Genomic DNA, 23,834 nt, shown 5'->3' with positions numbered 1-23,834 from the left:
AGAACTGTACTAAAACTTTGCCAGATGACAAATGCGGTCTTTTCCAACAAAAACACTATGGCTCCAATGGGCTCGTTTGGGTCATCCGAGTCTTTTCATCAGATGACCGGAAAGCTGCCGTCAGTGGCCACTCATGACTGGCTCGCGCCGCGGCAACGTCCGCTTTTGATTTGCACCGAGCGCTGCTACCAACACCAGCCATCCGCTGCGGCAGCATCCGATGTCTCACAAGCGGACGAAGCGGACTCAACCGAGTCTCTTGGGTTCTTGCCGAAAGACCTCATGTCGCTCAAGGTGCGGTAAGCATCAGGAGGCATCGCGATCAGAAAATTGACCACAATACTGGCTGCAGACCTCGCGGCCTACTCTCGACTTATGGCAGCCGATGAAGAGGGTGTGGTTTCCCGCCTTCGCGCGATCTGGTCCGAGGTCGTGAAGCCGATGGTGCGCCAATCAGGTGGGCGTGTGGTAAAAACCATGGGAGACGGGTTCCTTGCTGAGTTTCAGTCTCCAGTCGAAGCACTCCGTACGGCCTTGGCCATTCAGGAGGCAATGGAAAGCCGGGACACAGATCGGCCAGAGCAGGAAAGGCTGCGCTTTCGGATTGGGATGCATGTCGGTGACGTTGTCGCTCTGGACAACGATATCTTCGGTGATGCGGTGAATGTCTCGGCCCGGCTTGAGGCGATTGCACCTGTTGGTGGGATTTGCCTGTCACGGGCCGCGAGAGATCAGGTCAAGGGACGGATAGACGTTGTGCTGAGACCCATCGGCGAGGTTTCGGTGAAGAACATTCCGGACCCGATCGAGGCCTGGGTGATTGGGTCAGACCCATGCGATGTTTATGGTGCCGCAGCGACGCTGCCCGCTGTTGTTGTCATGCCTTTCGAAGAAATCGGCAGCGAGGACGAGTTCTTTGCTGACGGTGTCGTGGACGAGATTACCTCGGCGCTCTCCAGTGTCGGCGACATCTCGGTGATAGCAAGGCAGTCAGCGTTCAGCTTCAAGGGACGCATCGTGGAGGTTCGCAAGGTCGGGCGGGAGCTTGGCGCCCGATACGTCGTCACGGGGGCAATACGTCGGTCGGGTGCGCGGGTGCGCATTTCCGTGCAGCTCAACTCGGCGCTTACTGGCGCAAACCTGTGGTCGCAGCGCTATGATGATGAGCTGAAAGATCTTTTCGATCTGCAGGATCGGATAGCTTCACATGTTGCGGGCGCAATTTCCCCCTCGATCCGTGCATCGGAAATAGCTGCCGCACGAGCCGTGGCGCCGATGGAGCGAAGAGCCTACGAGCTCTACATGAGCGCATTTCCGCATTTCTGGGCCCACAGAAGTGAGGAAAACGAGAGGGCCATCGAACTTCTGACGTCGGCCAATAAGCGAGACCCGGATGACTTTCGCGCACTAGCGCTACGTGCCTGGGCCTATGCGCAGCAGGCAACCTATATGTGGAGCGAAACGCCCCTGAAGTCGCGCGAGAATGCACAGTCGGATGCGGAAGCTGCTGTTCTATCTGCCGGGGAGCATGCGCCATCGCTCGTCGCGATAGCTGCTGCATTGGGCATGACCGGGCTTGACCACGAGCGCGCCGGAGGGTTGCTAGAGCGTGCGCTGTTTCTCGATCCAAACTCAGCATGGGGCTGGATGCGGATGGGGTGGAACCATGTGTATCTTCGGGAAGTTCCCGAAGGTCTGGCCGCGTTCGACAGGGCCGAAGCCCTGAGCCCGCGCGATCCATTCCTCTTCAACATCCAATTCGGTCGAGGTTACGCCAAGGGCTTAGTCGGCGAATACGACGAAGCAATCAAGCTGGTGAAGCTTGGATTGACAGCTGGCCCCGGCGTGACGTGGGCCTATCGCGATCTCGCTAGTTTCTGTGCCAATGCCGGTCGGCGAGAAGAAGCAGACGAGGCGGTCGAAGCGCTGATGCAAAGCTATCCAGGCCTGACGATCCGGCGCGTTGTCGACAGCATGCCGCCCGCAACCCATTCTCGGCATCAGGGATTTCTGGAGGGTCTTCGGCGTGCCGGTGTCCCAGAGGGCTAGTTTGGAAGTCGTCCACCTCGGGCTCGTTTGGGTCATCCGAGTCTTTTCATCAGATGACCGGAAGGCTGCCGTCAGCGGCCACTCATGACTGGCTCGCGCTGTGGCCGCGTCCGCTTTTGCGCCTCAACGACTGCTCATACCACCACCGGCCCTCCGCTGCGGTTGCACTCGATGTCTCAGAAGCGGACAGGGCTGCCGTTCGCGAAGTCCGGCAAGCAATTCATTCACGTTATTGTTCGGAGAGGAAGGCTCTCGCTTGCGGGACTCCTGTCTTCGGTTCGACGGATGCGGCTCTCCACTTCGAAAAGCGTCACGCTCGTCCTCCGCCCGTCCTTTGGGCCTTGGAAGTCGGCGCATGATCTCTGCACCTCGCATCCCTGACCCTGTGCGCCGCGCGACTGAAGGCATTCGACCCTAGATCCGGTAAAGCCCCGGCACGAGCCCTTCAGCGAGTGCCTTCAGCGCGAGTGGGGCTGTCCCAGCAGGCACCATCGGGCCATAGTGTACGTCATAGGTTCCACCAAGCTTGGCGATCAGTTCAGAAACATACCTCAGCGACGCCACCCTGCGCCCGAATTCATCGTTTCCACCGCTCACGAGCGCGGCAAGCCTTCGCGTCCGGTAGTAGTGGTGCGAATTGCGCATGTCGGTCGATGCCGGAATGATCGGGGCACCTGTTTCGGCAGAGGTCCGCGTCACCCCCGTGCGCCAGGGCGGCTCGACCAGCAGCCCGTTCTCCATGCGGGGAACGCGTCCAGAGCCGAAAACCAAAAGCGCCCCCCCGTCTTTCAAATGAGCAAGCATGCCCGCGCGGGTCTGACGGGCGGTCATCACCCTGTCATTCCTGTCCAGATCGACCGCGATAATCAATTCGCGCCCCAGGAACCGCTCGGCCTCGCGCCCGGCGACGACCTTGAGATCCGGACGGTGCTCCAGAAGCGCCCCGGCATGGGCGACGAAATCGAATGTCCCGATCGGATGCGTTGAACCGATGACGACAGGGCCTTGCGCGGGCACGTTCTCAAGCCCATGCGACCGGATGCGCGTGCCGCCGTTCATCTCCAGCAAGGTACTCAAGAGCTCATGGCCCGTTCGCCCGCCAAGGTCGACCAGTATCTTTTCGGTTTCGCGCAGGGCAAAGAAAGGCTTGCCAAAGGCCGCCCGATTGACGAGGTCGACGCCTTCAAGGGTCCGACGCAGCAGTGCCAGGCGCATGTCGGCACCTTCGGGAATCCGCAAGCGCGCGCGCAGCAGCTCGTCGAGCGGATTGTGATCGTTGTTCCTGTACAAGGGCTGTCCGGGGTCTGTGTGTCGCTGCTTCATCGGTATCACAATTTGTCAAAGCTGCACCACAGGGCGAAAAAAGCCCGGTTTGTGTGGACCAGGTGCCCAAGCTGCGCCAATCTTGATCCGCAAGGGAACGCCATGTCGTCGCAGCAAAGCTGTCTTGGCGCTCATTTGGAACGGGGGGAGACAATGGATCCGACAAGCGCGGCCGAGATAGACGCGGTCATACTGAATTTCTCACCTGCCAGCCTTCAGGTGCTGAACCTTGTGCTGTCTGTCGTCATGTTCTCCATCGCGCTAGAGCTCAAGCCAGAGGATTTCAAGCGACTGTTGAAGACCCCAAAGGCCTTAATGACCGGTCTCTTTTCCCAGTTCATCCTCTTGCCGCTGTTGACGTTCCTGCTTGTTCTGGCGACGCGCCCGCAGCCCTCGATTGCCCTTGGCCTGATCCTGGTCGCCGCCTGTCCCGGCGGCAATATCTCAAACTTCATCACCCATCGGGCCAGGGGCAATGCGGCCTTGTCGGTATCGCTTACAGCATTCAGCACAGTGGCCGCTATCCTGCTGACACCTGCGAATATCGCCTTCTGGGGCAATCTCTACCCGCCAACCCGTGAAATTCTGCAAAGAACCGCCATTGATCCACTTTCGGTCGCCATCACCGTGGGCCTGCTGCTGGTTCTGCCCCTGTGTCTTGGCATGATGCTCAACGCTCGGCGTCCGGATCTGGCCGGACGTCTGCGGACCCCGATGCAATATCTTTCCATGGGGATCTTCATTGCCTTCGTCGTGTTGGCGCTCGCGGCGAACTGGTCGCTTTTTTTGCAATACGCGCATGTTGTTGCGGCGCTGGTCCTTATGCACAATGCGCTTGCCCTTGGCGGGGGCTATGCCGTCGCATCCCTGGCGCGACTGCCCACCGTGGACCGCAGGGCCATCACCATCGAGACCGGAATCCAGAACTCGGGCCTGGGATTGATCTTGATCTTCGGTTTCTTCAACGGCCTTGGCGGCATGGCCGTGGTCGCGGCCTTCTGGGGCATGTGGCACATCATTTCCGGCATCGGGTTGGCAAGCGTCATGGCCAGAAGACCTCTGCCGGCCCTAGGGTCGGGGCCCGTCTGAGCGGCTGCAGGTCTCGAGAGGTCCTGGTCCCGGCTATCGTCTGTTGACAGGGCTGCCGGGCATTTGCTTGCAAAGCCGGCGGTCTTGACGAATGTAGCAACCCGGCGCGACGGTAGTTGGCACTCTCTTGAAGTTATGGAGAGACAGAGCGGGTAGGGGCTGCGTTGCGGACGAAGATACCGTTGGTATTTGACCCGAAGAACCGTGGTTCACCACGGTCCCGGGTTCGGCATTTATGCAGTTTGGTTGGCGGTTTCCGGGCCAAAAATGTTCGTGATCTCCGAAACAAGATCTGCGGGAAATCCGCCGTCTTTAGCGTGACGGTAGATATCATCTGCACTATCGGCCTCATGCACGCAATAGAGCTTGTCGCCCGCGGCATAGGTGTGGTGCCAGACATAGGGCACTCCAAGACCGTCAACGACGGCATTTGACTTGGCCGCGATGTCGCACAGGTCCGCCGAAGTCAGTTTGTCGGCACCGGGAATATTTCTTTCGACGATAAATTTGGGCATTTTAACCTCCTTGAATACTGGGTGACCCATATTCACGCTCAGGCCCGGTCCGGCAAAGTTCAGATAGTGAAGCGCGCCCGCTTCACAAAGTGAACTGGCGACAAAAGTCCATCTTATGTAGGCTTCTTCAAGAGGAGGAACTCCCATGGGAACCAAACCGTACGGATTGATTTGCCCGATCATACATGCCTGCAATATTCTGGAACCACGCTGGACAATTCCAATCCTGTCCGAAATGTGGGGAGTTGCGACCCGCTTCAACGACATTCGTCGCGGTGTCGGGAATATCTCGACAGCACTTCTGTCGCGTCGTCTGAAAGACCTGACAGCTCAAGGGCTGATCGAAAGGATTGAAGACCCGTCGACCGGGCAAGTCGACTATACCAGAACACAGCGGGCCATAGAGCTTGAACCCGCACTTGAGGCACTGGGTAGTTGGGCACAGTGCAACATCGAGGCTCAGGTGGCCCTGGAAGACATGGATGTGTCCACGCTGATGTGGAAAATGCGCGGGTATATTTACCCCGATAAGCTTCCCAACCGGCAGGTGGTCATGCAGTTTCGGTTCAGTGATCCCGGATTGGAATACGATACGTATTGGGTCATTGCCCGTCCCGGCGATCCCGTCGAAATCTGTTCAGAAACGCACGGTTTTGAAATCGATCTGTTCGTCGAAACAAATTGCCTGTCTCTGTCTTCGATCATCATCAGCCGCACAACCATTGCGCGCGAAATCGAAGAAGGGCGGCTGTTCCTCAGCGGCGATGCCATGCTGTCGCGGACCATGGATCGCTGGCTTTACAATCGCAAAGTCGAAGAGCCAGGAAAAGTCTTGCAATGGGACGGGGGTTTCCCAGCAACGGTCGGGGCGTCGCAAGCTGCAGCGAAGTAACTTTCAGGTCAGCTTCCTGCCCTGGGAAAGGCAAGACCACGCAAGAAAAGTTTTCCTCCAGGCCTAACCAGGGCTCTTGGCCATGAAGCGCTGCGCGGCAACGGTCAAGAAGCGTTCGAACTTCTGCTTCGGGCTCGACTCGGTCATCTGACCATTTTTGTAGAATGTCCGCTTTTTGGTGGTGAGCTTACTTGGGCTGTTGGTGCGAATTCTTGCCGGTCAGGCAAATTTATTATAACATAACAAAAATGTTATGAGGCCCGCCATGCCACGTAAAAACGAGCAAACAACGTATACCGATGTGCGTGGCAAGTTTGCCAAAGGTAATCCCGGACGGCCGAAAGGGAGCCGTAACAAGACTACGCAAGTGGTCGAAGCACTGCTGGACGGTGAAGCCGAGGCTATCACCCGCTGCGCGGTGGATAAGGCCCTCGAAGGCGACACCACGGCCTTGCGCCTGTGCCTTGAGCGGATTGCCCCGCCGAGAAAGGAAGCGCCGGTCCAGTTCACTTTGCCGAAGATGGAAACTGCCCGGGACGCGGCCACGGCGGCCAGCGCCGTCCTGCAGGCGGTCTCGGAAGGCGAACTGACGCCCTCCGAAGGCGCGCATGTGATGCAGCTGGTGGAAACCTATAGGCGAACGCTGGAACTGTCGGACTTGGAAGAGCGCATCCTCGCGCTGGAGGAGGCGACATGAGTAGGCTGCGCCAGCGCTTGAAGAAGTTGGAAGCGCATACCGCGGATGCCGATGAGACTGTCTTCATCTGCACGGGCGTTCCGCGGCACGACAAGGTTGGCCATCTGGAGGTAGCCATCACGCCTTATGGCTGGATCGCCAAGAAGTCCCAAGAGGCGGATGCACAGTTCAAGGCACGGGTGCAGGGGAGTAAGTCATGCGGGCGTTGAAAAAGCGGCTGGCAAAGGTCGAAAAGCTAAGAAGGCCACGTGAGGCAGAACCCCTCGTAATCCTGCGCCCTATCGTTAAACCGGATGGAACGGTGAGCGAGGTTATTCGGAAGGTTGTATGGTTTTAGCACCCTTACCCTCACTCGCAGCAAGTTCGCCCTCACCGCCGATACCGTTGAAGCCATTCTAAAGCCCGGCAAGCATCGCCAAAAATTTCATGGCGGGGTCCTCGCTTCTTTCCATATGTGAAACAGACTGTTTCTTGGACACACGTAGATGAAACAGGGAAATTTTGAGACCATGGTGACCGTGGAGAGGCCGACCTCGCCAGCTGCCATTTTTTAGCACCAAGTTTTTTTCGGGGTCCTAGGCCCTCCACACCAAAACCAAACTGGCAACAGCAAGATCAGGTGTAGGCCAAGCGTGAGGCCTATGTTTCAGATGCCTGCGCGACCTAACTGAATTTGGGCAAGGGTGTTAGGCGCTCTGCGGGCCTCTCAGCGCTTCTGAAGTGGCATTTACAAATTTAGACAGGCTTACCTACCCCATCGCCCGTCGGTTCTGTTTGCCGCTCCCACTTTTCCCAAGGATCAATCTTCTTCAACTTCCAGTGTTCGACATATGATTTGAAACGGTCCCAAGTCCCCTCGACACGTAACTCAACTACCCAACCCCGGTCAGCGGACTTCTCCCAAAGAGCCTCAACCATCGCTTTAGAAGCTATTGCACTAGCCCTTGGGTCGAGCCGTCGGTCCTCATAAGAATCGGTTTTAAACTCAAGCGCATGCTCAACAAGGCCAGTCAAAAGGTCATGAACGTAGCCACCTGGGAGAAGGTTGATTGGGTACTTCAGCCGCACCCTAAGATCGGCCCATTCAAGGGGGGGGCCAAAATAATTGGGTACGACTGAAACCTCACCAACCATAGCGGAACCAAAAGATACTTCGAAAGTACGCCCATCGTCCGGTCCATCAATCGTTCCCAAGATTACATAGGGTGTATCGACTTCGTGAAAGCGAAATCCTTCACCACCCAATGTTGAATTAAAAACAGGCTGCATCCACTCAGTTTCGGCATAGAACCTCATGAGGTTTTCATCAGCTTTCGGAGGTGGCTGCACCGGTTCTATTGTTTTTTGGGGAAGCATCGGTCCCCAAAGTAGGTCGTCCCACTCCCAAGCGCTCAATACCCGGTCCGCGGGCGCTTTCCGCTTTCTTAACCAGCTAAACATGTCGAAGTCCTTCTTCGTTAGGTGCCTAAATGTTGGAACAAGTAAATGCCTTTTTTATAGACGGTAAAAAAACTTAACCGATAACCTTTTTGGGGTCCTAGGAAAGAGCGTTAGGCGCTCTTCGGGCTTCTCAGCGCTTCTGAGGCGGCGCCTTTCCTCTTTGACCTTCCTCAAAGGTAGACCGGTGGCGCAATGCCAGTATGGTTAAACGCGGGGAGGACAACTCATGAGCAGATTACTGTGCAGTTTGGCGATTGCTTTTGCTTCGGTCGCGGGGGCGGCTGGGGCTGTAAGCATAACGATTTTTCAGGAGAGCGACCCGGTTGTCGGAACTGTCGATTATGCGGCCTACTTTGACGCTCCTGATTTTGAAATGGTCAACTATCAAGAGGGTGGTCTGACCATCACTCCGATTGCTTCCGAGTTAGGCACGTTGGCTGGCAAGCAATCGGGCAGCTACACGTCGGGTTGTGAGTTTACGTGTACCGACCCGTGGCTGTCACGCATGGGCGAGGGCATATACTACTCCACCGATGATGGTGCGGTGATTACTGGAACATCCGACCAGACATTTGGCGGTCTGCAGTTAACGCTGGGAGACGGCAGGGGGGTCCTAATAGACGGGTCCTATTTGATGTGGGTTGTGTATGAGGTCTATAATGATGGCGCGCTGCTGGATAGCGGCACATTCACCGCAGCTTCTGGCGATACAATACTGTTCTCGTCGCTCCTTGGCTTTGACGAACTGTGGATTGGATCTGACCAGAATTATGGCGCAACTTCTATGCTGGAGTTGTTTAATGACGGAGGTACCGGTGCGACGGCGCTGGACAACATTTTCGCCCGCGACATCACTACGCCACCCCCTTCTGCTATACCCCTCCCAGCATCTTTTCCCCTTTTGCTCGCGGGTCTTGTTGGCCTTGGGTGGGTGGCTAGGCGCAGGAAACAGGCATGATGCGCTGGCGCCTAAATGCTGCAGCACGCAAATGCTTTTTTTTATAGTCGGAAAAAAACTTAACCGATAATCTTTGGGGTCCTAGGAAAGGGCGTTAACCAGCTAAACATGTCGAAGTCCTTCTTCGTTGACCGCTTAACATCGAGACCATGAGAAACGCTGTCGTCTCAGCACTATTACTCTTTCTGGCGCTGAACCTTTTGTGGTTTGTGGCCCACGCTTTGCAGCTTGGCTCGAATGGGTTGTTCGCCGATCGACCAGAAGATTTCTCTCGTGTGTTCATTGATGGTGCCTCGCTGGCAAATGCAGGCATTGCAGTTCACATGATGGCAGGTGCTTTGCTCACGTTGGGCGCACCTCTTCAGGCATTGCCTATTGTTCGGAACCGCTGGCCAAACCTGCACAGGAAGAATGGATACGTCCTGTTCGTGCTTGCGATGATGACCGGGATCGGAGGGTTGTCATACATCATCCTTCAGGGCACGATTGGCGGCTGGTGGATGTCGTTCTGGTTCGCAACATATGGGAGCCTCTTGATGTGGTCTGCCGTGAACACTGTGCGCTTTGCGATTGCTCGCGATCTTGACCGTCATTTTGCCTGGGCCACTCGCCTCATTGTGTTGGCGGTCGGCTCATGGATTTTCCGGATGCACTATGTCCTCTGGTTCATCTTGACCGATGGCTTGGGGTCGAATGAGGGGCTTACTGGCGTCTTCGACCGGGTCCAGGTCGTTGCATTCTTCCTGCCGTATCTGCTGATTGCAGAACTTCTCCTTCGACGGAGAGCCGCTGCATCAACTGAGGCTGAAGTGAAAGGCTAGTTGAACGCTGTCAGAACCTCTCAACAAGAGGCGTATACTGCCAAGCGACTGCTTTCTACTTTCGTAACATGGCCGATGCCGAAGCGTTTCTCGACGCCTTTCCCCAGCTTGAACTGGCGGACGGCGTTACGGCTCGGCGGTACGGTCATCTATAAGCTTGCTAGGGTAAGAAAAATTCATGGTGGATGGAATGGGGGATATTTCTCCAGAAGGAGCAAATTTACGTATAATAAACAGTAATTTACATAAATATAGTGGCGGAGAGACAGGGATTCGAACCCTGGGTGGGCTTGCACCCACAACGGTTTTCGAGACCGCCCCGTTCGACCACTCCGGCACCTCTCCGCGGGGGTCACGGGCGCTCAGTAGCCAAAGGCGGGGGCAGGGGCAAGAGGGTTTGCGCCGATGCAGGTTCAGGACCGGAAAATGATTGCCCCCCGGCTTGGATGGCTTACTCTTCGATCTTAAGTTGAGGCTCACCAACAAGGACAGCCCATGCAGACCCTCATCCGCACCCCGTTTCTGGCATTTGTCACGCTCTGCCTTCTCGCGCTGCAGCTTCAGTCGCAGCCGGCGCGGGCCGCGAACCTGGAGCGTCTGGAAGCCTTTCTGGAAGTGACCGGCTTTGACGTGGCGCTCGAAAGCATCAGGCTGTCGGCGGATACCGCGCCCCGGATGTTGGGCATGCGGGCCGACGACTTCGGCTCGGAATGGTCGCGGCTGGTGCAGGAGGTGTTCGATACAGAGGTCATGCATGACATGGCCATCGACATTCTGGGCCGCGCGCTTGAAGACCATCTGCTGACCCACGCGGCGGACTTCTATGCCTCCGATCTGGGCCAGCGGCTGGTCATGGCCGAGAACGAGTCGCACATGATGGTAGATGACGCGCTCAAGACCGAGAGCGGCGAGGCCATTGTGGCGGGGCTGGTGCGGATCGGGTCTCCGCGTGTCGGTCTGCTAAGAAAGCTCAACGATGCCAGCGGGTCCGAGGACAGCGCGATCCGGGCCATTCAGGAGGTGCAGGTGCGTTTTCTGATGGCGGCGGCGGCTGCGGGCGTGATCGAGTTGCAGATGGACGAGCCCGACCTGCGCGAGGCGCTGCGCAGTCAGGAACCTGATTTGCGCACCTCTATCAAGGCCAATGCGCTAGCCAATGCGGCCTATACCTATCAGGCCTTTTCGGACGATGAGGTGGCCGCCTATGCCGAGGCACTGGAACATCCGAAGATGCAAAAGGTCTACGAGTTGATGAACGCGGTGCAATACGAGATCATGGCAAACCGGTTCGAGCGCGTCGCGCAGCGGCTGTCGGACATGCAGCCGAGCCAGGACCTGTGATGCTGCGGGCGCTTCTTTTCTGGCCGATTGTGCTGACCTTTACCGCCATGGGGGCGCTCGCCGATGCGCGGATGAGCGTGCTTGTCGATGTGCTGCGCCTGCCCGAGGCCGCTCAGATTCTCAGCGACGAGGGGTTGACCCACACGCAGGAGCTGAACACCGAAATGCTCAATGGGCAGGGCGGCGCCGGTTTCCAGCTTCAGGTCGAGCGGATTTACGATCCTTCCCTGATGGTTGAGATGGTCCGGTCGGAGCTGGAGCGGGAACTGGAGGGCGCGTTGCTGGAAGAGGTGATCGCGTTTTACGCCAGCGATCTTGGTACGCAGATCATCACGCTGGAGAACGAGGCGCGCAGGGCCATTCAGGACCCCGATGTCGAAGAGGCGGCACGGGCGCGCCATGCTGAGCTGGAGGGCAACGACGATGAACGTCTGGCCCTGATCGGTGCCTATATAGAGAGCGGCGACATGATCAGCAGGAATGTCACCAGTGCGATGAACTCGAACTTTCAGTTTCTCAAGGGGCTCGCCGAGGGCGGCGCCATCGAGATGACCGAGGAGGACATGCTGAAGGACGTGACCAGCGATATCGACGAGAGCACGCAGGATACGACCTCCTGGCTTTACGGGTACCTGCTGCTGGCTTATTCGCCGCTGAGCGCGCAGGATCTGCAGGAGTACGTCGCCTTTTCGCGCAGTGCGGCAGGGCAGGCGCTGAACACGGCGTTATTCGCCGGTTTCGGCAAGGCATATGAGGATATTTCCTATGCTCTCGGCAGGGCCGTCGCCCTGAACATGACTGCCGAGGAGCTTTGACAGGCCGGACGGCTGCGGTTGCGAAAAAAATCAGCGGGAAATCCGCCCGAAGGCGCTTGACTTGCCCCCTCATTCTAACGATAAGCCCGCATCCCGGCAGGATGCACCTGCATCGGGACCATTATCAATGACGCCCACGGGGCGCGCTGTTCGAGGTGAAAGAGGCGAGGACGCCCTTTCGAAACGCCCGAAAAGGGGACCGAAGGACGCGGCATATGAAGGAAGATACGATGTTCGCAGTCATCAAGACTGGCGGGAAGCAATACAAGGTCGCCTCGGGTGACATGCTCCGGGTGGAGCGGATTGCAGCAAACGCCGGTGACAAGGTTCTTTTCAACGAAGTGCTGATGCTGGGTGGTGACAAGCCGCAGGTCGGCGCGCCGCTGATTGCTGACGCCGGTGTCGAGGCTGAGGTCGTCGACCAGATAAAGGGTGAGAAGGTCATCCACTTCGTCAAGCGTCGCCGCAAGCACAGCTCCAAGCGCACCAAGGGCCACCGCCAGAAGCTCACACTGGTCAAGATCACCGACATCATGGCATCGGGCGCGGGCAAGTCGAAGGCGATGACCGCCGTGGGCACCGGTTCGGTTCCGGCCGCTCAGAAGGCGGCGATCGCGGGTGCATCCGTGGCCGTGGCTGAAAAGCCCGCCAAGGCGAAAAAGGCCGAGGCGCCCAAGGCGAAGGCCGAGGCACCGAAGGCAGAGAAAAAAGCTGCTCCGAAGAAGGCCGCCAAGGCCGACGCCGGTGCGGATGACCTCAAGGAGCTGTCGGGCGTGGGCCCCGCCCTTGAGAAGAAGCTGCACGAGGCTGGCGTGACCAGCTTTGCGCAGATCGCGGCATGGACCGACGAGGACATTGCTGCTATGGACGAGAAACTGTCTTTCAAAGGCCGGATCGAGCGTGAAGGCTGGGTCGAACAGGCCAAAGAGAAGACGAAGGGCTAAGGAGAGACGAGATGGCACATAAAAAAGCAGGCGGCTCATCCCGTAACGGGCGCGACTCAGCCGGTCGTCGCCTTGGCGTAAAGAAATACGGCGGCGAAGCCGTGGTTCCGGGCAACATCATCGTGCGCCAGCGCGGCACGAAGTACTGGCCGGGCAATGGTGTTGGCATGGGCAAGGATCACACGATCTTTGCGACCGTTGACGGTGCCGTTCAGTTCCACAAGGGTCTGAAGAACCGCACGTTCATTTCCGTTATGCCAGTGGCCGAGGCCGCAGAATAAGCCGTACCCGAAAGGTTGGATAAACATTCAGAGGGATCGGCGGAAACGCCGGTCCCTTTCTCTTTCCAGCCGAGCTTCGTTTGCACCCGTTACGGGAGACCGACAATGCAGAAGATACTGAACCGCCCCACCTTGACGAATGGTCCGGTGTCTTTGCGCGCGCCAAGGGCTGAGGATGCGCAAGCCCGGTACAAGCTGGGCAATGTCCCTGAAATCCACCACATGTTCGGTGCCGACCCCGCAAAAGTGCAGCCGATTACCAAGGCACAGGCAACTGCATGGCTGCATGCGCAGGAGGTCGAGCCTTTGGCTTGGGTTATCGAGTACCGCAAACGCATGACCGGCGCATTGCGGCTGCATTCTCTGAACGAGCACGACCAGCGGGCAAGCCTCGCGATAGGCATACTGAACCCGAAGCATTTGGGAAAGGGAATCGGTACGCGTGCCATCCGACTTATCGCGGAGTATGCGTTTAATGTAATCGGTTTGAACCGTCTGACTGTACGGGTGGTGGATTACAACAAACGTGCGATCGCTGCCTATGAGAAGGTGGGCTTCGTTATCGAAGGGCGCGAGCGGCAGGCAGCGCGGGTTGGCGAAGACTGGTTCGACGACGTGATCATGGGACTGATCGCGGCTGACTTTCGCGCCGGAAAGGCCGCCTGATGTCGATCGCTATTGTCCCACTTGCGGTGTTTGCCGCTAGCCAGATCGGCACGCCGGGGCCTGCAAACATGGCACTCATGGCGACTGGCGCGCGCTTTGGTTTTCGTGCAGCACTTCCTTTTGTCGCGGGTGTGGCCCTTGGCAAGCAGCTGATAATCTGGCCCATCGGTTTTGGCCTGATGGAGCTTGCCGCGCGTGCGCCCTGGGTCTTTGAGACGCTCAAGTACCTGTCGGCCGCCTATATCATCTGGCTGGCGTGGAAGGTCGCGAACCTGCGGCTGGGGGCGGGCAGGGGCGTGGGCGAGGCCCCGGGTTTCATGGCGGGGTTGATCGTGCACCCGCTGAACCCCAAGGCATGGGCGATGATCGTGGGCGGGTTTACCGCCTTCGTGGCGCCGGACACCTCCGCATTGGAGGCCACCGCCACCATCGCGGCGGTGCTGCTGAGCTGCCAGATCATCATGCACCCGCTCTGGACACTTGCCGGTGATGGGATCGCGAGAACCCTCGCAGGAACACCGGCCGAACCTTATCTGATGTGGACCTTGGCGGCATTGACCGTCGCTTCGGTCCTGTTCGTCCTGTTTGCCGGTCAGGCAGGATGAAAGGCGTATTCGAGGAGGAATAGCCATGCAAATGGAAGCCATCATCAACCAGCCGGTGATCGAGACCGCTCGGTTCGACCTGCGCCCGGTGCGCCGGTCCGACCTGGGGCTGATCGAGATGTACGCGGGCGATGCCCGGGTCGCCATGACGACAACCTCCATTCCGCATCCGTTGCCCCCCGGCACGATCGAGGCCTTCATAAACCGCGCCATGGCTGCGCAGCGCGACGAGGACGTCTGGATCATGGACGGGATGAAATCGGGCTGGTCCGAGGTGATGGGGGTGATCTCGCTTTTGCGGCTGGACCGCAACCAGTCCGAGGTAGGTTATTGGGTGGCGCCTGCATTCTGGAACACGCATGTGGCCTCGGACGCGGTGCAGGCGCTGGTCGAAGCGAACCCGCAGGGCAACCAGGCGATCTCTGCCTCGGTTTTCCATGACAATCCGGCCTCGGCCAAGGTTCTCACGAATGCAGGCTTTGTCTATCTGGGCGACGCCGAAACCTATTGTGTGGCGCGCGCGGCTGCCGTACCCACATGGACCTATAGCCGCAAGCTCTGACGCCCCCGAAAGGCACACCATGAAGTTTCTCGACCTTTGCAAAGTCTACGTCCGATCCGGTGCGGGCGGCGGCGGCTGCGTGTCCTTCCGGCGCGAGAAATTCGTGGAGTTCGGCGGGCCCGACGGCGGCGACGGCGGCAAGGGCGGGTCTGTCTGGGCCGAAGCGGTCGAGGGGCTGAACACGCTGATCGACTTTCGCTATCAGCAGCATTTCTTTGCCAAGAACGGACAGCCCGGCATGGGCCGCCAGCGTACCGGCAAGGATGGTGACGATATCGTGCTGCGGGTGCCGGTGGGGACCGAAATCCTCGACGAGGATCAGGAGACGGTCATCGCGGACCTTACCGAGGTGGGCCAGCGGGTGGAACTGGCGCGCGGAGGGAATGGCGGCTGGGGCAACCTGCATTTCAAGAGCGCCACCAACCAGGCACCGCGCCGGTCGAACCCGGGGCAGGATGGCGTGGAGCGTACCCTTTGGTTGCGGCTGAAGCTGATCGCGGATGTGGGGCTGCTCGGTCTGCCCAACGCGGGCAAGTCCACTTTCCTGGCGGCGACGTCGAACGCGCGGCCCAAGATCGCGGATTATCCTTTCACCACCTTGCATCCGAACCTTGGTGTCGTGGGCGTGGACAACGTCGAATTTGTCGTGGCGGATATTCCTGGGCTCATCGAGGGAGCCTCGGAAGGCAGAGGGCTGGGCGATCTGTTCCTTGGCCATGTGGAGCGGTGTTCGGTGCTTTTGCACCTTGTGGATGGCACGTCTGAGACCATCGCAGAAGATTATCGCGTGATCATCGGAGAGCTGGAGGCCTACGGCGGTGATCTGGCTGAAAAACCCCGCGTGACGGTGCTGAACAAGATTGATGCACTGGATGAAGAAGAGCGTGCAGAGGCCCGGAAAAAATTGGAAAAGGCCTGTGGTGGCCCGGTGATGATGATGTCCGGCGTGGCGCGCGAGGGCGTTACCGAGGTCTTGCGCGCGCTGCGGGCGGAGATTGACGCGGACCGTTTGCGCCATCAGCCCGAGACGGAAGACGCGCCATGGCAACCCTGACGGCGGCGAAGCGGCTGGTCGTGAAGATCGGTTCGGCCCTGCTTGTCGATCGCAAGACCGGTGATCTGAGGGCCGACTGGCTGCGCGGGCTGGCCGAGGATGTCAAATGGCTCAAGGGTTTGGGCTGTAACGTTGTGCTGGTTTCCTCCGGTTCGATTGCGCTGGGGCGGGGGGTTCTGGGACTGCCTGCAACCTCACTGGCGCTGGAGCAGTCGCAGGCGGCGGCGGCGGTTGGGCAAATCCGCCTGGCCCGCGCCTACGAGGAGGTGCTTGCGCCCCATGGCATCACCACCGCGCAGGTGCTTGTGACGCTGGAGGACAGCGCGGACCGGCGGCGTTACCTGAACAGCCGCGCGACGATGGAGCAGCTTCTGAGCCTTGGCGTCGTGCCCATCGTGAACGAGAACGACACGGTTGCCACCGATGAAATCCGGTTCGGCGACAACGACCGGCTTGCCGCGCAGATCAGCGTGACGGTCGGGGCGGATCAGCTGATCCTGCTGTCCGATGTGGACGGCTTCTATTCCGCCAATCCCGTTGATGATCCAGATGCACGGCGTTTCGACGTGATCGACGCGATCACGCCCGAGATCGAGGCGATGGCGGGGGATGCGGGTTCGGGTCTGAGCAAGGGTGGCATGAAGACCAAACTGATGGCGGCCAAGACGGCCACGGCGGCGGGCTGTGCCATGGCTATTACCGAAGGATCGCGGCTGCGCCCCCTGAAGGCGCTGCACGAGGGGGCGCCGGTCACCTGGTTCACCGCGCACACCGATCCGCAGGCGGCGCGCAAGAGGTGGATCGCGGCGATGAAACCGCGCGGGTCAGTCACGCTGGACGCGGGCGCTGTCACCGCACTGGGGAAGGGGAAATCGCTGTTGCCAGCAGGTGTGACGGAGGTGACCGGCCCGTTTGACCGGGGTGACAGTATTGCGGTGCTCGATCCCTCGGGTAGGGTTATCGGCAGCGGGCTTACGCGCTATGCTTCGGACGAAGCGCTCAGGATCAAGGGGCACAAGAGCGCCGAGATCGAGCAGCTCTTGGGGTATCCGGGACGGGCGGCCTTGATTCACCGGGACGATATGGCACTCTGAACCCCCTCGGCGAGATTTGGGATGAGTTAAGAATTCACCTTCAGAGAAGGGCGCAAGATAATGAAAGACCAAGAAAATATTTCCGCAATGATGGCCGAGATCGGTGCGCGCGCCAGGGCGGCGGCGACGGTGCTTGCCAGTGCCTCGGCCGAGCGGAAGCACGCTGCGCTGATCGGCGCCGCCGAGGCCATCTGGAAGAACCGGCAGGAGATTCTTGACGCCAACAAGAAGGACCTCGAATACGGTCGCGACAAGGGTCTTTCGGACGCGATGATGGACCGGCTGATGCTGGACGAGGCGCGCATTCAGGGCATGGTGGACGGGCTGCGCAGCGTGGCCGAGCAGAAGGACCCGGTGGGTGAAGTCATGGACGCCTGGGACCGTCCCTCTGGTCTGCATATCGAGCGTGTACGCACGCCTCTGGGTGTGATCGGCGTCATTTACGAGAGCCGTCCGAATGTGACGGCGGACGCGGGCGCGCTTTGCCTGAAGGCCGGGAACGCGGTGATCCTGCGCGGGGGATCGGAGGGCTTTCATTCGTCGCGGGCGATTCATGCCTGCCTGCAAAAAGGTTTGCGAGACGCGAACCTGCCCGAGGACGCGGTGCAACTGGTGCCCACCCGTGACCGTGCGGCAGTGAGCGAGATGCTGACGATGACCGACACCATCGACGTGATCGTGCCGCGCGGCGGCAAGGGTCTTGTCGGTCTGGTGCAGCGCGAGGCGCGGGTGCCCGTCTTTGCCCATCTTGAGGGGATTGTGCACATCTACATCGACGCGCATGCCGATCCGGAAAAGGCGCTCAGGATCGCGCTGAACGCCAAGACGCGGCGGACGGGGATCTGCGGCGCGGCGGAATGCCTGCTGATCCACGAGAAAATCGTCAAGACCGTGGGGCAGGGGGTGCTGCGCGCGCTGATGGATGCCGGTGTAGAGGTACGGGGAGATGAGACGCTGCGCGGGATCGACGGCGTGACGCCCGCGACGGACGACGATTGGGGCCGGGAATACCTCGACATGATCATCGCCGCCCGGACGGTGTCCGGCGTGGACGAGGCCATCGCGCATATCCGCACCTATGGTTCCAACCACACCGAGTGCGTGATCACCGAAGACGCCGAGGTTGCGCGGACCTTCATGACCCAACTCGACTCGGCCATCCTGATGCACAATGCCTCCACCCAGTTCGCCGATGGTGGCGAGTTCGGGATGGGGGCCGAGATCGGGATTGCGACGGGCAAGATGCATGCCCGGGGTCCGGTGGGGGCAGCACAGCTGACCAGTTTCAAGTACCTCGTGACGGGTGACGGGACGGTGCGCGCCTAGAAGCAGATGCTCAGTGCGCTTTTGTCGCTCTGAAGTCTAACCTGGCGGTCCTCGTCACGGGCGATGAGGGGCAGAAGGGCGAATTGCACCTGCGAGGGTTGAAGGGCTTCGGTCGGCTTTTGTCCCGCAAGTAAAGCGCTCATCGCATCGTCGAGGTTGATCCGGTCCGCCGTGCCTTCGAGCTGCCAGTCACTGTGCCGCTTCGTAATCCGCACGCGACCGCCGTAAGGCATCGCGCTTTCGGCGCACATCAGGGCGAGGAAGGCCAGTCGCACGGCGGTGCGATGCACCGGCTCGGTGACCTGCCATTCGATTGTCAGCCGGCTGTTGCCGTAGAGGTCGCGCAGGATCGACTGAACTTCGGCCGGCCCAACCTTCTGATCGCCTGCCGCCCCGAAAGCGATGCGAAAGAAGCGGATGCGGGCGCTGGCATTATCGACACTCTCCCCGATGAGACCGATTTCCGGCCCTGACGGGCCGCCCGACATGTTCAGCAATTCCAGCCCGTTGTTGATCGCCCCGATGGGAGATATCAAATCGTGGCAAATCCGGCTGCCGATGAGTGCCGTCAATTGGGTTTCCGTGTTACGCATGATGATGCCCGACGCCGAAAGGATGCCGAATGGAAGACCTTAATGCGATCTTGACCCCCGGAATGCTGGTGGAGCATCCCGGCCGGCCCGATTGGGGTGTCGGACAGGTCCAGAGCAATATCGGCGGCAAGGTGACCGTCAACTTCCGGGATGAGGGAAAGGTTGTCATCGACAGTTTCCGGATCGGGCTTGTTCCCGTCTTTGGTGACCAGAATTAGTTTCCAAGTGGTTAACACACCTTAAAGGAGAGTTAATACAACCTGAGGTGTTGCGCTTGGGCAACGGCTTGCGCTGTTGCGCTTGTCACGGGTTTTGCCTATGACCGCCGGACCGGTGAATAAAGGGTTCGCGGCGCCCCATGACCCAGGCGGTTTCAGCAGATTTCGAGGTTAGGCTGTCCCGATCGGAGGCGGACCTTCGCGCGGCTCAGCGCCTTCGCTACGAGGTCTTCGTGGAAGAACTGGGCGGCGGCGGTGCATTGGTCGATCACGAGGCGCGGCTGGAGAAGGACGCGCTCGACCCCTATTTCGACCATCTACTTCTGATCGACCAGCGATCCGGCGCGGTGGTCGGCGTCTACCGCCTGATGCGGCCGGAGCAGGCCGAAAGGGCGGGACGGTTCTATTCGTCGGCGGAATACGATCTGACGCCGCTGACCGGTTCCGGGCGACGCATTCTGGAACTTGGCCGGTCTTGCCTGCGGCGCGACTATCGCGGCGGGATCGGAATGCATCACCTCTGGTCGGCGCTGGCTGGCTATGTGGCCGAGCATGAGATCGAGGTTCTGTTCGGTGTCGCGAGCTTTCACGGCACGGACATTTCGCAGTTGGCGCAGCCGCTGTCGCTGCTGCATCATCGACATCTGGCACCACCCGAACTCCGCGTGCGGGCCCTGAAAAAGTCTTTCCAACGCATGGACCTGATTGATGAAGCTCAACTGGATCGCAAGGCCGCGATGATGCAGATCCCGAGCCTGATCAAGGCCTACCTGCGGCTGGGCGGCTGTGTTGGCGAGGGGGCATTCGTGGATCATGCCTTCAACACGACCGACGTCTGCCTGATCATGGACACCGCGAACCTGTCCGAGCGGCAGGCGCGCATCTACGCAGGCCGGACCGCATGACGACATCCTGGGAAAGCGAGACGCCTCCGACAGAGGTAAAGATCACGCCCCTTGGCTGGCTGCGGGCCTTTCTGCGGGCGGTGCCCCTGGTCATTCTTGTGTTCGGCGGGCTTCTCATCCTGATCCTGACCCGGCTGGTCGAGCAACCGATCCATGGCCTTCACCGGCCCTATACGCCGCACATCACGCAGTTTGTATGCCGCTGGTCGCTGCGTATTCTCGGGATACGCCACAGGGTGACCGGCGCGCCGATGGAGGGGCGGGGCGCCGTGGTGGCCAACCATTCCTCGTGGCTTGATATCTTCGCGCTCAACGTGGCCAAGCGCATCTACTTCGTGTCGAAGTCAGAGGTCGCTCGCTGGCCCGGTATCGGCTGGCTGGCCAAGGCGACCGGCACGGTATTCATCGAGCGTAACCCGGCGCGGGCGCGGGAGCAGACCGCGTTGTTCCAGCAGCGCCTTCTGGCGGGGCACAAGCTGCTGTTCTTCCCCGAAGGCACCAGCACCGACGGCCTGCGGGTGTTGCCGTTCAAGACAACGCTCTTTCAATCGTTCTATGCGCCGGAGCTGCGGGACATGATTGCGGTGCAGCCCGTCACGGTGGTCTATCACGCCCCTCCGGGAAAGGAGACGCGCTTCTTCGGATGGTGGGGCGACATGGATTTCGGCTCCCATTGTCTTGCGACACTTGCCGAAGGGAGCGGTGGGCAGGTGGACGTGATCTACCATGCCCCGCTTGCGGTTGCGGATTTTCCGAACCGCAAGGCACTTGCGAAGACCTGTGAGGACATCGTCAGGAAAGGGCACACAGAGGCCCTGCCAGAGCTTCAGTCGATGTAGGCGAAGGCGCTGTCGGGGACGGGCGCCATGCTGCCGCCCACGTTCCAGTCCATCATCAGGCAGGCCGTGCCCTTGCGCTGGAAATAGATCGCCTCGAGTTCGTACCACCCGGCCTCGGGCACGATGACCTCCTGAACGCCGGCGGGTTCGCAGGCGTGGATTTCGTCGTAAAGCGCTATGCGCTGACCACCGATGCTGGCCATGATGCCGTCGTTGCTGAAGACGTTGATCTGGTAGGTGCCGGGGGCGTCAAAACGGATGAAGCCGCTGATCTCGGCGGCGACCTTCTGGCTCTTGCGGGAGGTGAGGGTCAGGTCGCCCTCGTTGTTGTCCTCGTAGGACAGACCCTTGAGAGGGGGCCCACGACGGGCCTTTTTCAGACCGGCCTGCGCATCCTTGAGCGTCCGCACCTCGCCGGGATATCCGTATGAGACCGCCAGACCCGGCGAAAGGTCACTCGCCGAGGGTTGAGGGTTGGCGGGCGTCAAGGTCACCGGTGCCGCGAAGGCCGGGAGAGCCAGAAGAAGAGCTGCGAAAACGGCTGCGGGTCTGAACATGGGGGATCCTCGTCAGTAAGCTTTACGGGTCAAGTTTCGTTAATTTGGGCGTACATGTCTATGGGAAAACGCGGGCAGGGGGCTCAGGCTCTTTCAGCGCTGCTTTTTCCCTTGTGCCCCCGGGCACTCTGGCCTATACGCCGCCCATTCAAACCCGCAGTCGGGGTTGGGCCTTTGGGGGAGAAATCCCCAAGTGTCCGCCGGTTGGTCCAAAAGGATCATACCCCCGACGAGGCTAAACCGGAAAGGAAACGGACATGGCTCTTCCCGAGTTCACCATGCGCCAGCTGCTTGAAGCAGGCGTTCACTTCGGCCACCAGACGCAGCGTTGGAACCCCCGGATGGGTCCCTACATCTATGGCGCGCGCAACGGCATTCACATCATGGATCTGACGCAGACTGTTCCCATGCTGGACCAGGCGCTGAGCGTCATCCGCGACACCGTCGCCAAGGGCGGCAGCATCCTTTTTGTCGGCACCAAGCGCCAGGCCTCGGGCCCGATCGCGGAAGCGGCGGAGAAATGCGCGCAGTACTACATGAACCACCGCTGGCTGGGCGGCACGCTGACCAACTGGCAGACCGTATCCCAGTCGATCAACCGCCTGAAGTCCATCGACGAGCAGGCCGAGCGCGGCTTTGAGGGTCTGACCAAGAAAGAGCGTCTGGGCATGGAGCGTGACCAGGGCAAGCTTCAGGCGTCCCTTGGCGGTATCCGCGAGATGGGCGGTCGTCCCGACTTGCTCTTCGTGATCGACGTCAAGAAGGAAGCGCTGGCGGTGGCCGAGGCCAACAAGCTGGGCATTCCCGTTGTGGCGGTGGTTGACACCAACTGCTCGCCCGACGGCATCGACTACATCATCCCCGGCAACGACGACGCGGCACGCGCCATTGCACTCTACTGCGATCTCGCGGCACGTGCGGCGCTGGACGGCATGTCGGCACAGCTGGGTGCCGCAGGTGTCGATATCGGTGCGATGGAAGAAGCCCCGGCCGAGGAAGCGCTGGAAAGCTCCGGCGTCGAGGTTGGCGATGCGTCCTCCGAGACCGTGTCGAACGACGCGATGTCCAAGGACGCGCCGCTGGATATCGAATCCAAGCAGGAAACCGTCGAGAAAGCCGAAGGCTGACCGGCAGATAGACGCGATTGACTTGAGGGGCAGGGCGACCTGTCCCTCTCTGACCTTATCGAGAACAGGAGAACCAAGAGATGGCAATTACAGCATCCATGGTGAAGGAACTGCGCGACAGCACCGGCGCAGGCATGATGGACGCCAAGAAGGCGTTGACCGAGAACAACGGCGACATGGAAGCAGCGGTCGACTGGCTGCGCACCAAGGGTCTGGCCAAGGCCGCGAAGAAGTCGGGCCGCACGGCAGCCGAGGGGCTGGTGGCCGTGAAGGTCGACGGCGGCCACGCTGTGGCGGTCGAGGTGAACTCCGAGACAGACTTCGTCGCCAAGAACGCGGACTTCCAGAAGATGGTCTCGTCCATCGCCGATGCCGCGCTGACCGTGTCCGACGTCGATGCCCTGAAGGGCGTCGAGATCGGTGGCAAATCGGTCGAAACGATGATCACCGACGCCATCGCCACCATTGGTGAGAACATGTCGGTCCGCCGCATGGCCTCTGTCGATGGTGAGACCGTCGTCTCTTACGTCCACAACGCCGTGTCGCCCGGTATGGGCAATATCGGTGTGCTTGTTGCCATGACCGGTGGCGACGAGGCCTTCGGCAAGCAGGTTGCGATGCACATCGCAGCGACCAATCCTGCATCCCTGTCCGAGGATGACCTCGACCCGGCGGTTGTGGAAAAGGAGAAGCAGGTTCAGATGGACATCGCTCGTGAGTCCGGCAAGCCCGAAGCGGTGATCGAGAAGATGATCGTCGGACGCATGAAGAAATTCATGTCCGAGATCACGCTGGTGAACCAGCAGTTCGTTGTGAACCCCGACGTGACCGTCGGCGAGGCCGCGAAGGAAGCGGGTGCCACGATCACCGGTTTCGTACGCCTTGAAGTGGGCGAGGGCATTGAAGTTGTGAAGGAAGACTTCGCTGCCGAGGTGGCTAAGGCCGCGCAGGGCTGATCCAGAGCCGATAGAATGCGAAAGGCGGTGCCGGGAACGGTGCCGCCTTTTTCGTTACAAATGAAGAAAGCGGATCACGCTGCCACGTGATCCGCCCGACACCCGGGGCCGAGATCCCCGGGTTCTGTCTGACCCGGATGGCCCGGGTGGATCAATACACCCAAGCC

28 protein-coding genes and 1 tRNA gene are annotated in these 23,834 nt (G+C 59.9%); 23 read left to right on the top strand and 6 right to left on the bottom strand.

Features of this window, described 5'->3' with window-relative positions:
• On the top strand, positions 1–303 hold a 303-nt coding region (locus AB2B41_RS19570; protein ID WP_367879512.1), incomplete at its 5' end, for a hypothetical protein.
• Positions 304–330: 27 nt separating this feature from the next.
• Positions 331–2,049 carry an adenylate/guanylate cyclase domain-containing protein gene (locus AB2B41_RS19565; protein ID WP_367879511.1) on the top strand — a complete coding sequence of 573 codons (1,719 nt, stop codon included), beginning with the start codon at positions 331–333 and terminating at the stop codon, positions 2,047–2,049.
• 414 nt (positions 2,050–2,463) lie between these two features.
• Here AB2B41_RS19565 and AB2B41_RS19560 read toward each other — a convergent pair whose 3' ends face one another.
• Positions 2,464–3,372, bottom strand: a complete 909-nt coding sequence (locus tag AB2B41_RS19560; RefSeq protein ID WP_367879510.1) for a 1-acyl-sn-glycerol-3-phosphate acyltransferase — start codon at positions 3,370–3,372, stop codon at positions 2,464–2,466.
• A gap of 153 nt (positions 3,373–3,525) precedes the next feature.
• Here AB2B41_RS19560 and AB2B41_RS19555 point away from each other — a divergent pair, with 153 nt between their 5' ends.
• Complete coding sequence (locus AB2B41_RS19555) at positions 3,526–4,461, top strand: bile acid:sodium symporter family protein (RefSeq protein WP_367879509.1); 936 nt, start codon at positions 3,526–3,528, stop codon at positions 4,459–4,461.
• A gap of 233 nt (positions 4,462–4,694) precedes the next feature.
• On the opposite strand, the gene AB2B41_RS19550 is transcribed toward AB2B41_RS19555, so the two are convergent.
• Positions 4,695–5,159: a DUF4242 domain-containing protein gene (locus AB2B41_RS19550; RefSeq protein ID WP_367879508.1), complete on the bottom strand. Its 465-nt coding sequence runs from the start codon at positions 5,157–5,159 to the stop codon at positions 4,695–4,697.
• On the opposite strand from AB2B41_RS19550, the gene AB2B41_RS19545 reads away from it, so the two are divergent.
• The 3 genes from AB2B41_RS19545 (at position 5,122) to AB2B41_RS19535 (ending at position 6,774) form a co-directional block, all read left to right on the top strand.
• Positions 5,122–5,868 (top strand): winged helix-turn-helix transcriptional regulator, encoded by a 747-nt coding sequence (locus tag AB2B41_RS19545; protein ID WP_367879507.1) that lies wholly within the window; start codon positions 5,122–5,124, stop codon positions 5,866–5,868. The genes AB2B41_RS19550 and AB2B41_RS19545 overlap by 38 nt on opposite strands.
• A gap of 265 nt (positions 5,869–6,133) precedes the next feature.
• Positions 6,134–6,565: a DUF5681 domain-containing protein gene (locus tag AB2B41_RS19540; protein ID WP_367879506.1), complete on the top strand. Its 432-nt coding sequence runs from the start codon at positions 6,134–6,136 to the stop codon at positions 6,563–6,565.
• Positions 6,562–6,774 (top strand): hypothetical protein, encoded by a 213-nt coding sequence (locus AB2B41_RS19535; RefSeq protein ID WP_367879505.1) that lies wholly within the window; start codon positions 6,562–6,564, stop codon positions 6,772–6,774. The genes AB2B41_RS19540 and AB2B41_RS19535 overlap by 4 nt, the downstream gene beginning before the upstream one ends.
• A 526-nt stretch (positions 6,775–7,300) precedes the next feature.
• On the opposite strand, the gene AB2B41_RS19530 is transcribed toward AB2B41_RS19535, so the two are convergent.
• Positions 7,301–8,005, bottom strand: a complete 705-nt coding sequence (locus AB2B41_RS19530) for a hypothetical protein (RefSeq protein WP_367879504.1) — start codon at positions 8,003–8,005, stop codon at positions 7,301–7,303.
• 226 nt (positions 8,006–8,231) lie between these two features.
• Here AB2B41_RS19530 and AB2B41_RS19525 point away from each other — a divergent pair, with 226 nt between their 5' ends.
• Both AB2B41_RS19525 and AB2B41_RS19520 read left to right on the top strand, forming a co-directional pair.
• The gene (locus AB2B41_RS19525) at positions 8,232–8,963 is read left to right on the top strand and encodes a VPLPA-CTERM sorting domain-containing protein (protein ID WP_367879503.1); all 732 of its coding nucleotides are present in this window, start codon (positions 8,232–8,234) and stop codon (positions 8,961–8,963) included.
• A gap of 149 nt (positions 8,964–9,112) precedes the next feature.
• A complete protein-coding gene (locus AB2B41_RS19520; protein ID WP_367879502.1) occupies positions 9,113–9,784 on the top strand; it encodes a DUF2306 domain-containing protein in 672 nt (223 codons plus the stop codon).
• A gap of 255 nt (positions 9,785–10,039) precedes the next feature.
• Here the strand turns inward: AB2B41_RS19520 and AB2B41_RS19515 are convergent.
• Positions 10,040–10,129 (bottom strand) — tRNA-Ser (locus AB2B41_RS19515).
• A gap of 150 nt (positions 10,130–10,279) precedes the next feature.
• On the opposite strand from AB2B41_RS19515, the gene AB2B41_RS19510 reads away from it, so the two are divergent.
• The 10 genes from AB2B41_RS19510 (at position 10,280) to AB2B41_RS19465 (ending at position 18,472) form a co-directional block, all read left to right on the top strand.
• Positions 10,280–11,125 carry a DUF2059 domain-containing protein gene (locus AB2B41_RS19510; protein WP_367879501.1) on the top strand — a complete coding sequence of 282 codons (846 nt, stop codon included), beginning with the start codon at positions 10,280–10,282 and terminating at the stop codon, positions 11,123–11,125.
• Positions 11,125–11,940 carry a DUF2059 domain-containing protein gene (locus AB2B41_RS19505; RefSeq protein ID WP_367879500.1) on the top strand — a complete coding sequence of 272 codons (816 nt, stop codon included), beginning with the start codon at positions 11,125–11,127 and terminating at the stop codon, positions 11,938–11,940. Before AB2B41_RS19510 ends, AB2B41_RS19505 begins: the two co-directional genes overlap by 1 nt.
• Before the next feature lie 230 nt (positions 11,941–12,170).
• Entirely contained in the window at positions 12,171–12,884 is a 714-nt protein-coding gene (locus tag AB2B41_RS19500; protein ID WP_367879514.1) for a 50S ribosomal protein L21, read from the top strand.
• An 11-nt stretch (positions 12,885–12,895) separates the two neighbouring features.
• Positions 12,896–13,165, top strand: coding sequence for a 50S ribosomal protein L27 (gene rpmA, locus AB2B41_RS19495; RefSeq protein ID WP_367879499.1), 270 nt, complete (start codon positions 12,896–12,898; stop codon positions 13,163–13,165).
• A 105-nt stretch (positions 13,166–13,270) separates the two neighbouring features.
• Entirely contained in the window at positions 13,271–13,831 is a 561-nt protein-coding gene (locus AB2B41_RS19490; RefSeq protein WP_367879498.1) for a GNAT family N-acetyltransferase, read from the top strand.
• On the top strand, positions 13,831–14,436 hold the full coding sequence (locus tag AB2B41_RS19485) for a LysE family translocator (RefSeq protein ID WP_367879497.1): 606 nt from the start codon (positions 13,831–13,833) through the stop codon (positions 14,434–14,436). The genes AB2B41_RS19490 and AB2B41_RS19485 overlap by 1 nt, the downstream gene beginning before the upstream one ends.
• A 25-nt stretch (positions 14,437–14,461) precedes the next feature.
• Positions 14,462–14,998, top strand: a complete 537-nt coding sequence (locus AB2B41_RS19480) for a GNAT family N-acetyltransferase (RefSeq protein WP_367879496.1) — start codon at positions 14,462–14,464, stop codon at positions 14,996–14,998.
• 19 nt (positions 14,999–15,017) lie between these two features.
• Entirely contained in the window at positions 15,018–16,052 is a 1,035-nt protein-coding gene (obgE, locus tag AB2B41_RS19475) for a GTPase ObgE (RefSeq protein WP_367879495.1), read from the top strand.
• Positions 16,040–17,146, top strand: coding sequence for a glutamate 5-kinase (gene proB / locus AB2B41_RS19470; protein ID WP_367879494.1), 1,107 nt, complete (start codon positions 16,040–16,042; stop codon positions 17,144–17,146). The genes obgE and proB overlap by 13 nt, the downstream gene beginning before the upstream one ends.
• Before the next feature lie 60 nt (positions 17,147–17,206).
• Entirely contained in the window at positions 17,207–18,472 is a 1,266-nt protein-coding gene (locus AB2B41_RS19465) for a glutamate-5-semialdehyde dehydrogenase (RefSeq protein ID WP_367879493.1), read from the top strand.
• Here the strand turns inward: AB2B41_RS19465 and AB2B41_RS19460 are convergent.
• Positions 18,469–19,065: a histidine phosphotransferase family protein gene (locus AB2B41_RS19460; protein WP_367879492.1), complete on the bottom strand. Its 597-nt coding sequence runs from the start codon at positions 19,063–19,065 to the stop codon at positions 18,469–18,471. The two genes, AB2B41_RS19465 and AB2B41_RS19460, sit on opposite strands and share 4 nt — an antisense overlap.
• Positions 19,066–19,094: 29 nt before the next feature.
• Here AB2B41_RS19460 and AB2B41_RS19455 point away from each other — a divergent pair, with 29 nt between their 5' ends.
• The 3 genes from AB2B41_RS19455 to olsA all read left to right on the top strand — a co-directional run bounded on the left by AB2B41_RS19455 (position 19,095) and on the right by olsA (position 21,027).
• The gene (locus AB2B41_RS19455; RefSeq protein ID WP_367879491.1) at positions 19,095–19,283 is read left to right on the top strand and encodes a DUF3553 domain-containing protein; all 189 of its coding nucleotides are present in this window, start codon (positions 19,095–19,097) and stop codon (positions 19,281–19,283) included.
• Positions 19,284–19,423: 140 nt separating this feature from the next.
• Complete coding sequence (olsB, locus tag AB2B41_RS19450) at positions 19,424–20,188, top strand: L-ornithine N(alpha)-acyltransferase (protein ID WP_367879490.1); 765 nt, start codon at positions 19,424–19,426, stop codon at positions 20,186–20,188.
• The gene (gene olsA / locus AB2B41_RS19445; protein WP_367879489.1) at positions 20,185–21,027 is read left to right on the top strand and encodes a lyso-ornithine lipid O-acyltransferase; all 843 of its coding nucleotides are present in this window, start codon (positions 20,185–20,187) and stop codon (positions 21,025–21,027) included. The genes olsB and olsA overlap by 4 nt, the downstream gene beginning before the upstream one ends.
• Here olsA and AB2B41_RS19440 read toward each other — a convergent pair.
• A complete protein-coding gene (locus AB2B41_RS19440; RefSeq protein WP_367879488.1) occupies positions 21,015–21,584 on the bottom strand; it encodes a PA14 domain-containing protein in 570 nt (189 codons plus the stop codon). The genes olsA and AB2B41_RS19440 overlap by 13 nt on opposite strands.
• Positions 21,585–21,841: 257 nt before the next feature.
• Between AB2B41_RS19440 and rpsB the strand changes: the two genes are divergently transcribed.
• Together rpsB and tsf are read left to right on the top strand one after the other, a co-directional pair.
• The gene (rpsB, locus tag AB2B41_RS19435; protein WP_367879487.1) at positions 21,842–22,711 is read left to right on the top strand and encodes a 30S ribosomal protein S2; all 870 of its coding nucleotides are present in this window, start codon (positions 21,842–21,844) and stop codon (positions 22,709–22,711) included.
• An 80-nt stretch (positions 22,712–22,791) separates the two neighbouring features.
• A complete protein-coding gene (tsf, locus tag AB2B41_RS19430) occupies positions 22,792–23,667 on the top strand; it encodes a translation elongation factor Ts (protein ID WP_367879486.1) in 876 nt (291 codons plus the stop codon).
• The last annotated feature ends 167 nt before the right edge of the window (positions 23,668–23,834 follow it).

Origin of the sequence: Sulfitobacter sediminis (assembly GCF_040811725.1) — a bacterium.
Lineage (GTDB): Bacteria > Pseudomonadota > Alphaproteobacteria > Rhodobacterales > Rhodobacteraceae > Sulfitobacter > Sulfitobacter sediminis.
Note: the sequence above shows the minus strand (reverse complement) of the source record. Positions and strands in the feature narration are given on the sequence as shown.

Excerpts from the sequence above, each read along its gene's own strand:
- AB2B41_RS19560 (WP_367879510.1), bottom strand. The coding sequence starts at position 3,372 with ATGAAGCAGCGACACACAGACCCCGGACAGCCCTTGTACAGGAACAAC.
- AB2B41_RS19555 (WP_367879509.1), top strand. The coding sequence starts at position 3,526 with ATGGATCCGACAAGCGCGGCCGAGATAGACGCGGTCATACTGAATTTC.
- AB2B41_RS19545 (WP_367879507.1), top strand. The coding sequence starts at position 5,122 with ATGGGAACCAAACCGTACGGATTGATTTGCCCGATCATACATGCCTGC.
- AB2B41_RS19550 (WP_367879508.1), bottom strand. The coding sequence starts at position 5,159 with ATGATCGGGCAAATCAATCCGTACGGTTTGGTTCCCATGGGAGTTCCT.
- AB2B41_RS19540 (WP_367879506.1), top strand. The coding sequence starts at position 6,134 with ATGCCACGTAAAAACGAGCAAACAACGTATACCGATGTGCGTGGCAAG.
- AB2B41_RS19535 (WP_367879505.1), top strand. The coding sequence starts at position 6,562 with ATGAGTAGGCTGCGCCAGCGCTTGAAGAAGTTGGAAGCGCATACCGCG.
- AB2B41_RS19530 (WP_367879504.1), bottom strand. The coding sequence starts at position 8,005 with ATGTTTAGCTGGTTAAGAAAGCGGAAAGCGCCCGCGGACCGGGTATTG.
- AB2B41_RS19525 (WP_367879503.1), top strand. The coding sequence starts at position 8,232 with ATGAGCAGATTACTGTGCAGTTTGGCGATTGCTTTTGCTTCGGTCGCG.
- AB2B41_RS19520 (WP_367879502.1), top strand. The coding sequence starts at position 9,113 with ATGAGAAACGCTGTCGTCTCAGCACTATTACTCTTTCTGGCGCTGAAC.
- AB2B41_RS19510 (WP_367879501.1), top strand. The coding sequence starts at position 10,280 with ATGCAGACCCTCATCCGCACCCCGTTTCTGGCATTTGTCACGCTCTGC.
- AB2B41_RS19505 (WP_367879500.1), top strand. The coding sequence starts at position 11,125 with ATGCTGCGGGCGCTTCTTTTCTGGCCGATTGTGCTGACCTTTACCGCC.
- AB2B41_RS19500 (WP_367879514.1), top strand. The coding sequence starts at position 12,171 with ATGTTCGCAGTCATCAAGACTGGCGGGAAGCAATACAAGGTCGCCTCG.
- rpmA (WP_367879499.1), top strand. The coding sequence starts at position 12,896 with ATGGCACATAAAAAAGCAGGCGGCTCATCCCGTAACGGGCGCGACTCA.
- AB2B41_RS19490 (WP_367879498.1), top strand. The coding sequence starts at position 13,271 with ATGCAGAAGATACTGAACCGCCCCACCTTGACGAATGGTCCGGTGTCT.
- AB2B41_RS19485 (WP_367879497.1), top strand. The coding sequence starts at position 13,831 with ATGTCGATCGCTATTGTCCCACTTGCGGTGTTTGCCGCTAGCCAGATC.
- AB2B41_RS19480 (WP_367879496.1), top strand. The coding sequence starts at position 14,462 with ATGCAAATGGAAGCCATCATCAACCAGCCGGTGATCGAGACCGCTCGG.
- obgE (WP_367879495.1), top strand. The coding sequence starts at position 15,018 with ATGAAGTTTCTCGACCTTTGCAAAGTCTACGTCCGATCCGGTGCGGGC.
- proB (WP_367879494.1), top strand. The coding sequence starts at position 16,040 with ATGGCAACCCTGACGGCGGCGAAGCGGCTGGTCGTGAAGATCGGTTCG.
- AB2B41_RS19465 (WP_367879493.1), top strand. The coding sequence starts at position 17,207 with ATGAAAGACCAAGAAAATATTTCCGCAATGATGGCCGAGATCGGTGCG.
- AB2B41_RS19460 (WP_367879492.1), bottom strand. The coding sequence starts at position 19,065 with ATGCGTAACACGGAAACCCAATTGACGGCACTCATCGGCAGCCGGATT.
- AB2B41_RS19455 (WP_367879491.1), top strand. The coding sequence starts at position 19,095 with ATGGAAGACCTTAATGCGATCTTGACCCCCGGAATGCTGGTGGAGCAT.
- olsB (WP_367879490.1), top strand. The coding sequence starts at position 19,424 with ATGACCCAGGCGGTTTCAGCAGATTTCGAGGTTAGGCTGTCCCGATCG.
- olsA (WP_367879489.1), top strand. The coding sequence starts at position 20,185 with ATGACGACATCCTGGGAAAGCGAGACGCCTCCGACAGAGGTAAAGATC.
- AB2B41_RS19440 (WP_367879488.1), bottom strand. The coding sequence starts at position 21,584 with ATGTTCAGACCCGCAGCCGTTTTCGCAGCTCTTCTTCTGGCTCTCCCG.
- rpsB (WP_367879487.1), top strand. The coding sequence starts at position 21,842 with ATGGCTCTTCCCGAGTTCACCATGCGCCAGCTGCTTGAAGCAGGCGTT.
- tsf (WP_367879486.1), top strand. The coding sequence starts at position 22,792 with ATGGCAATTACAGCATCCATGGTGAAGGAACTGCGCGACAGCACCGGC.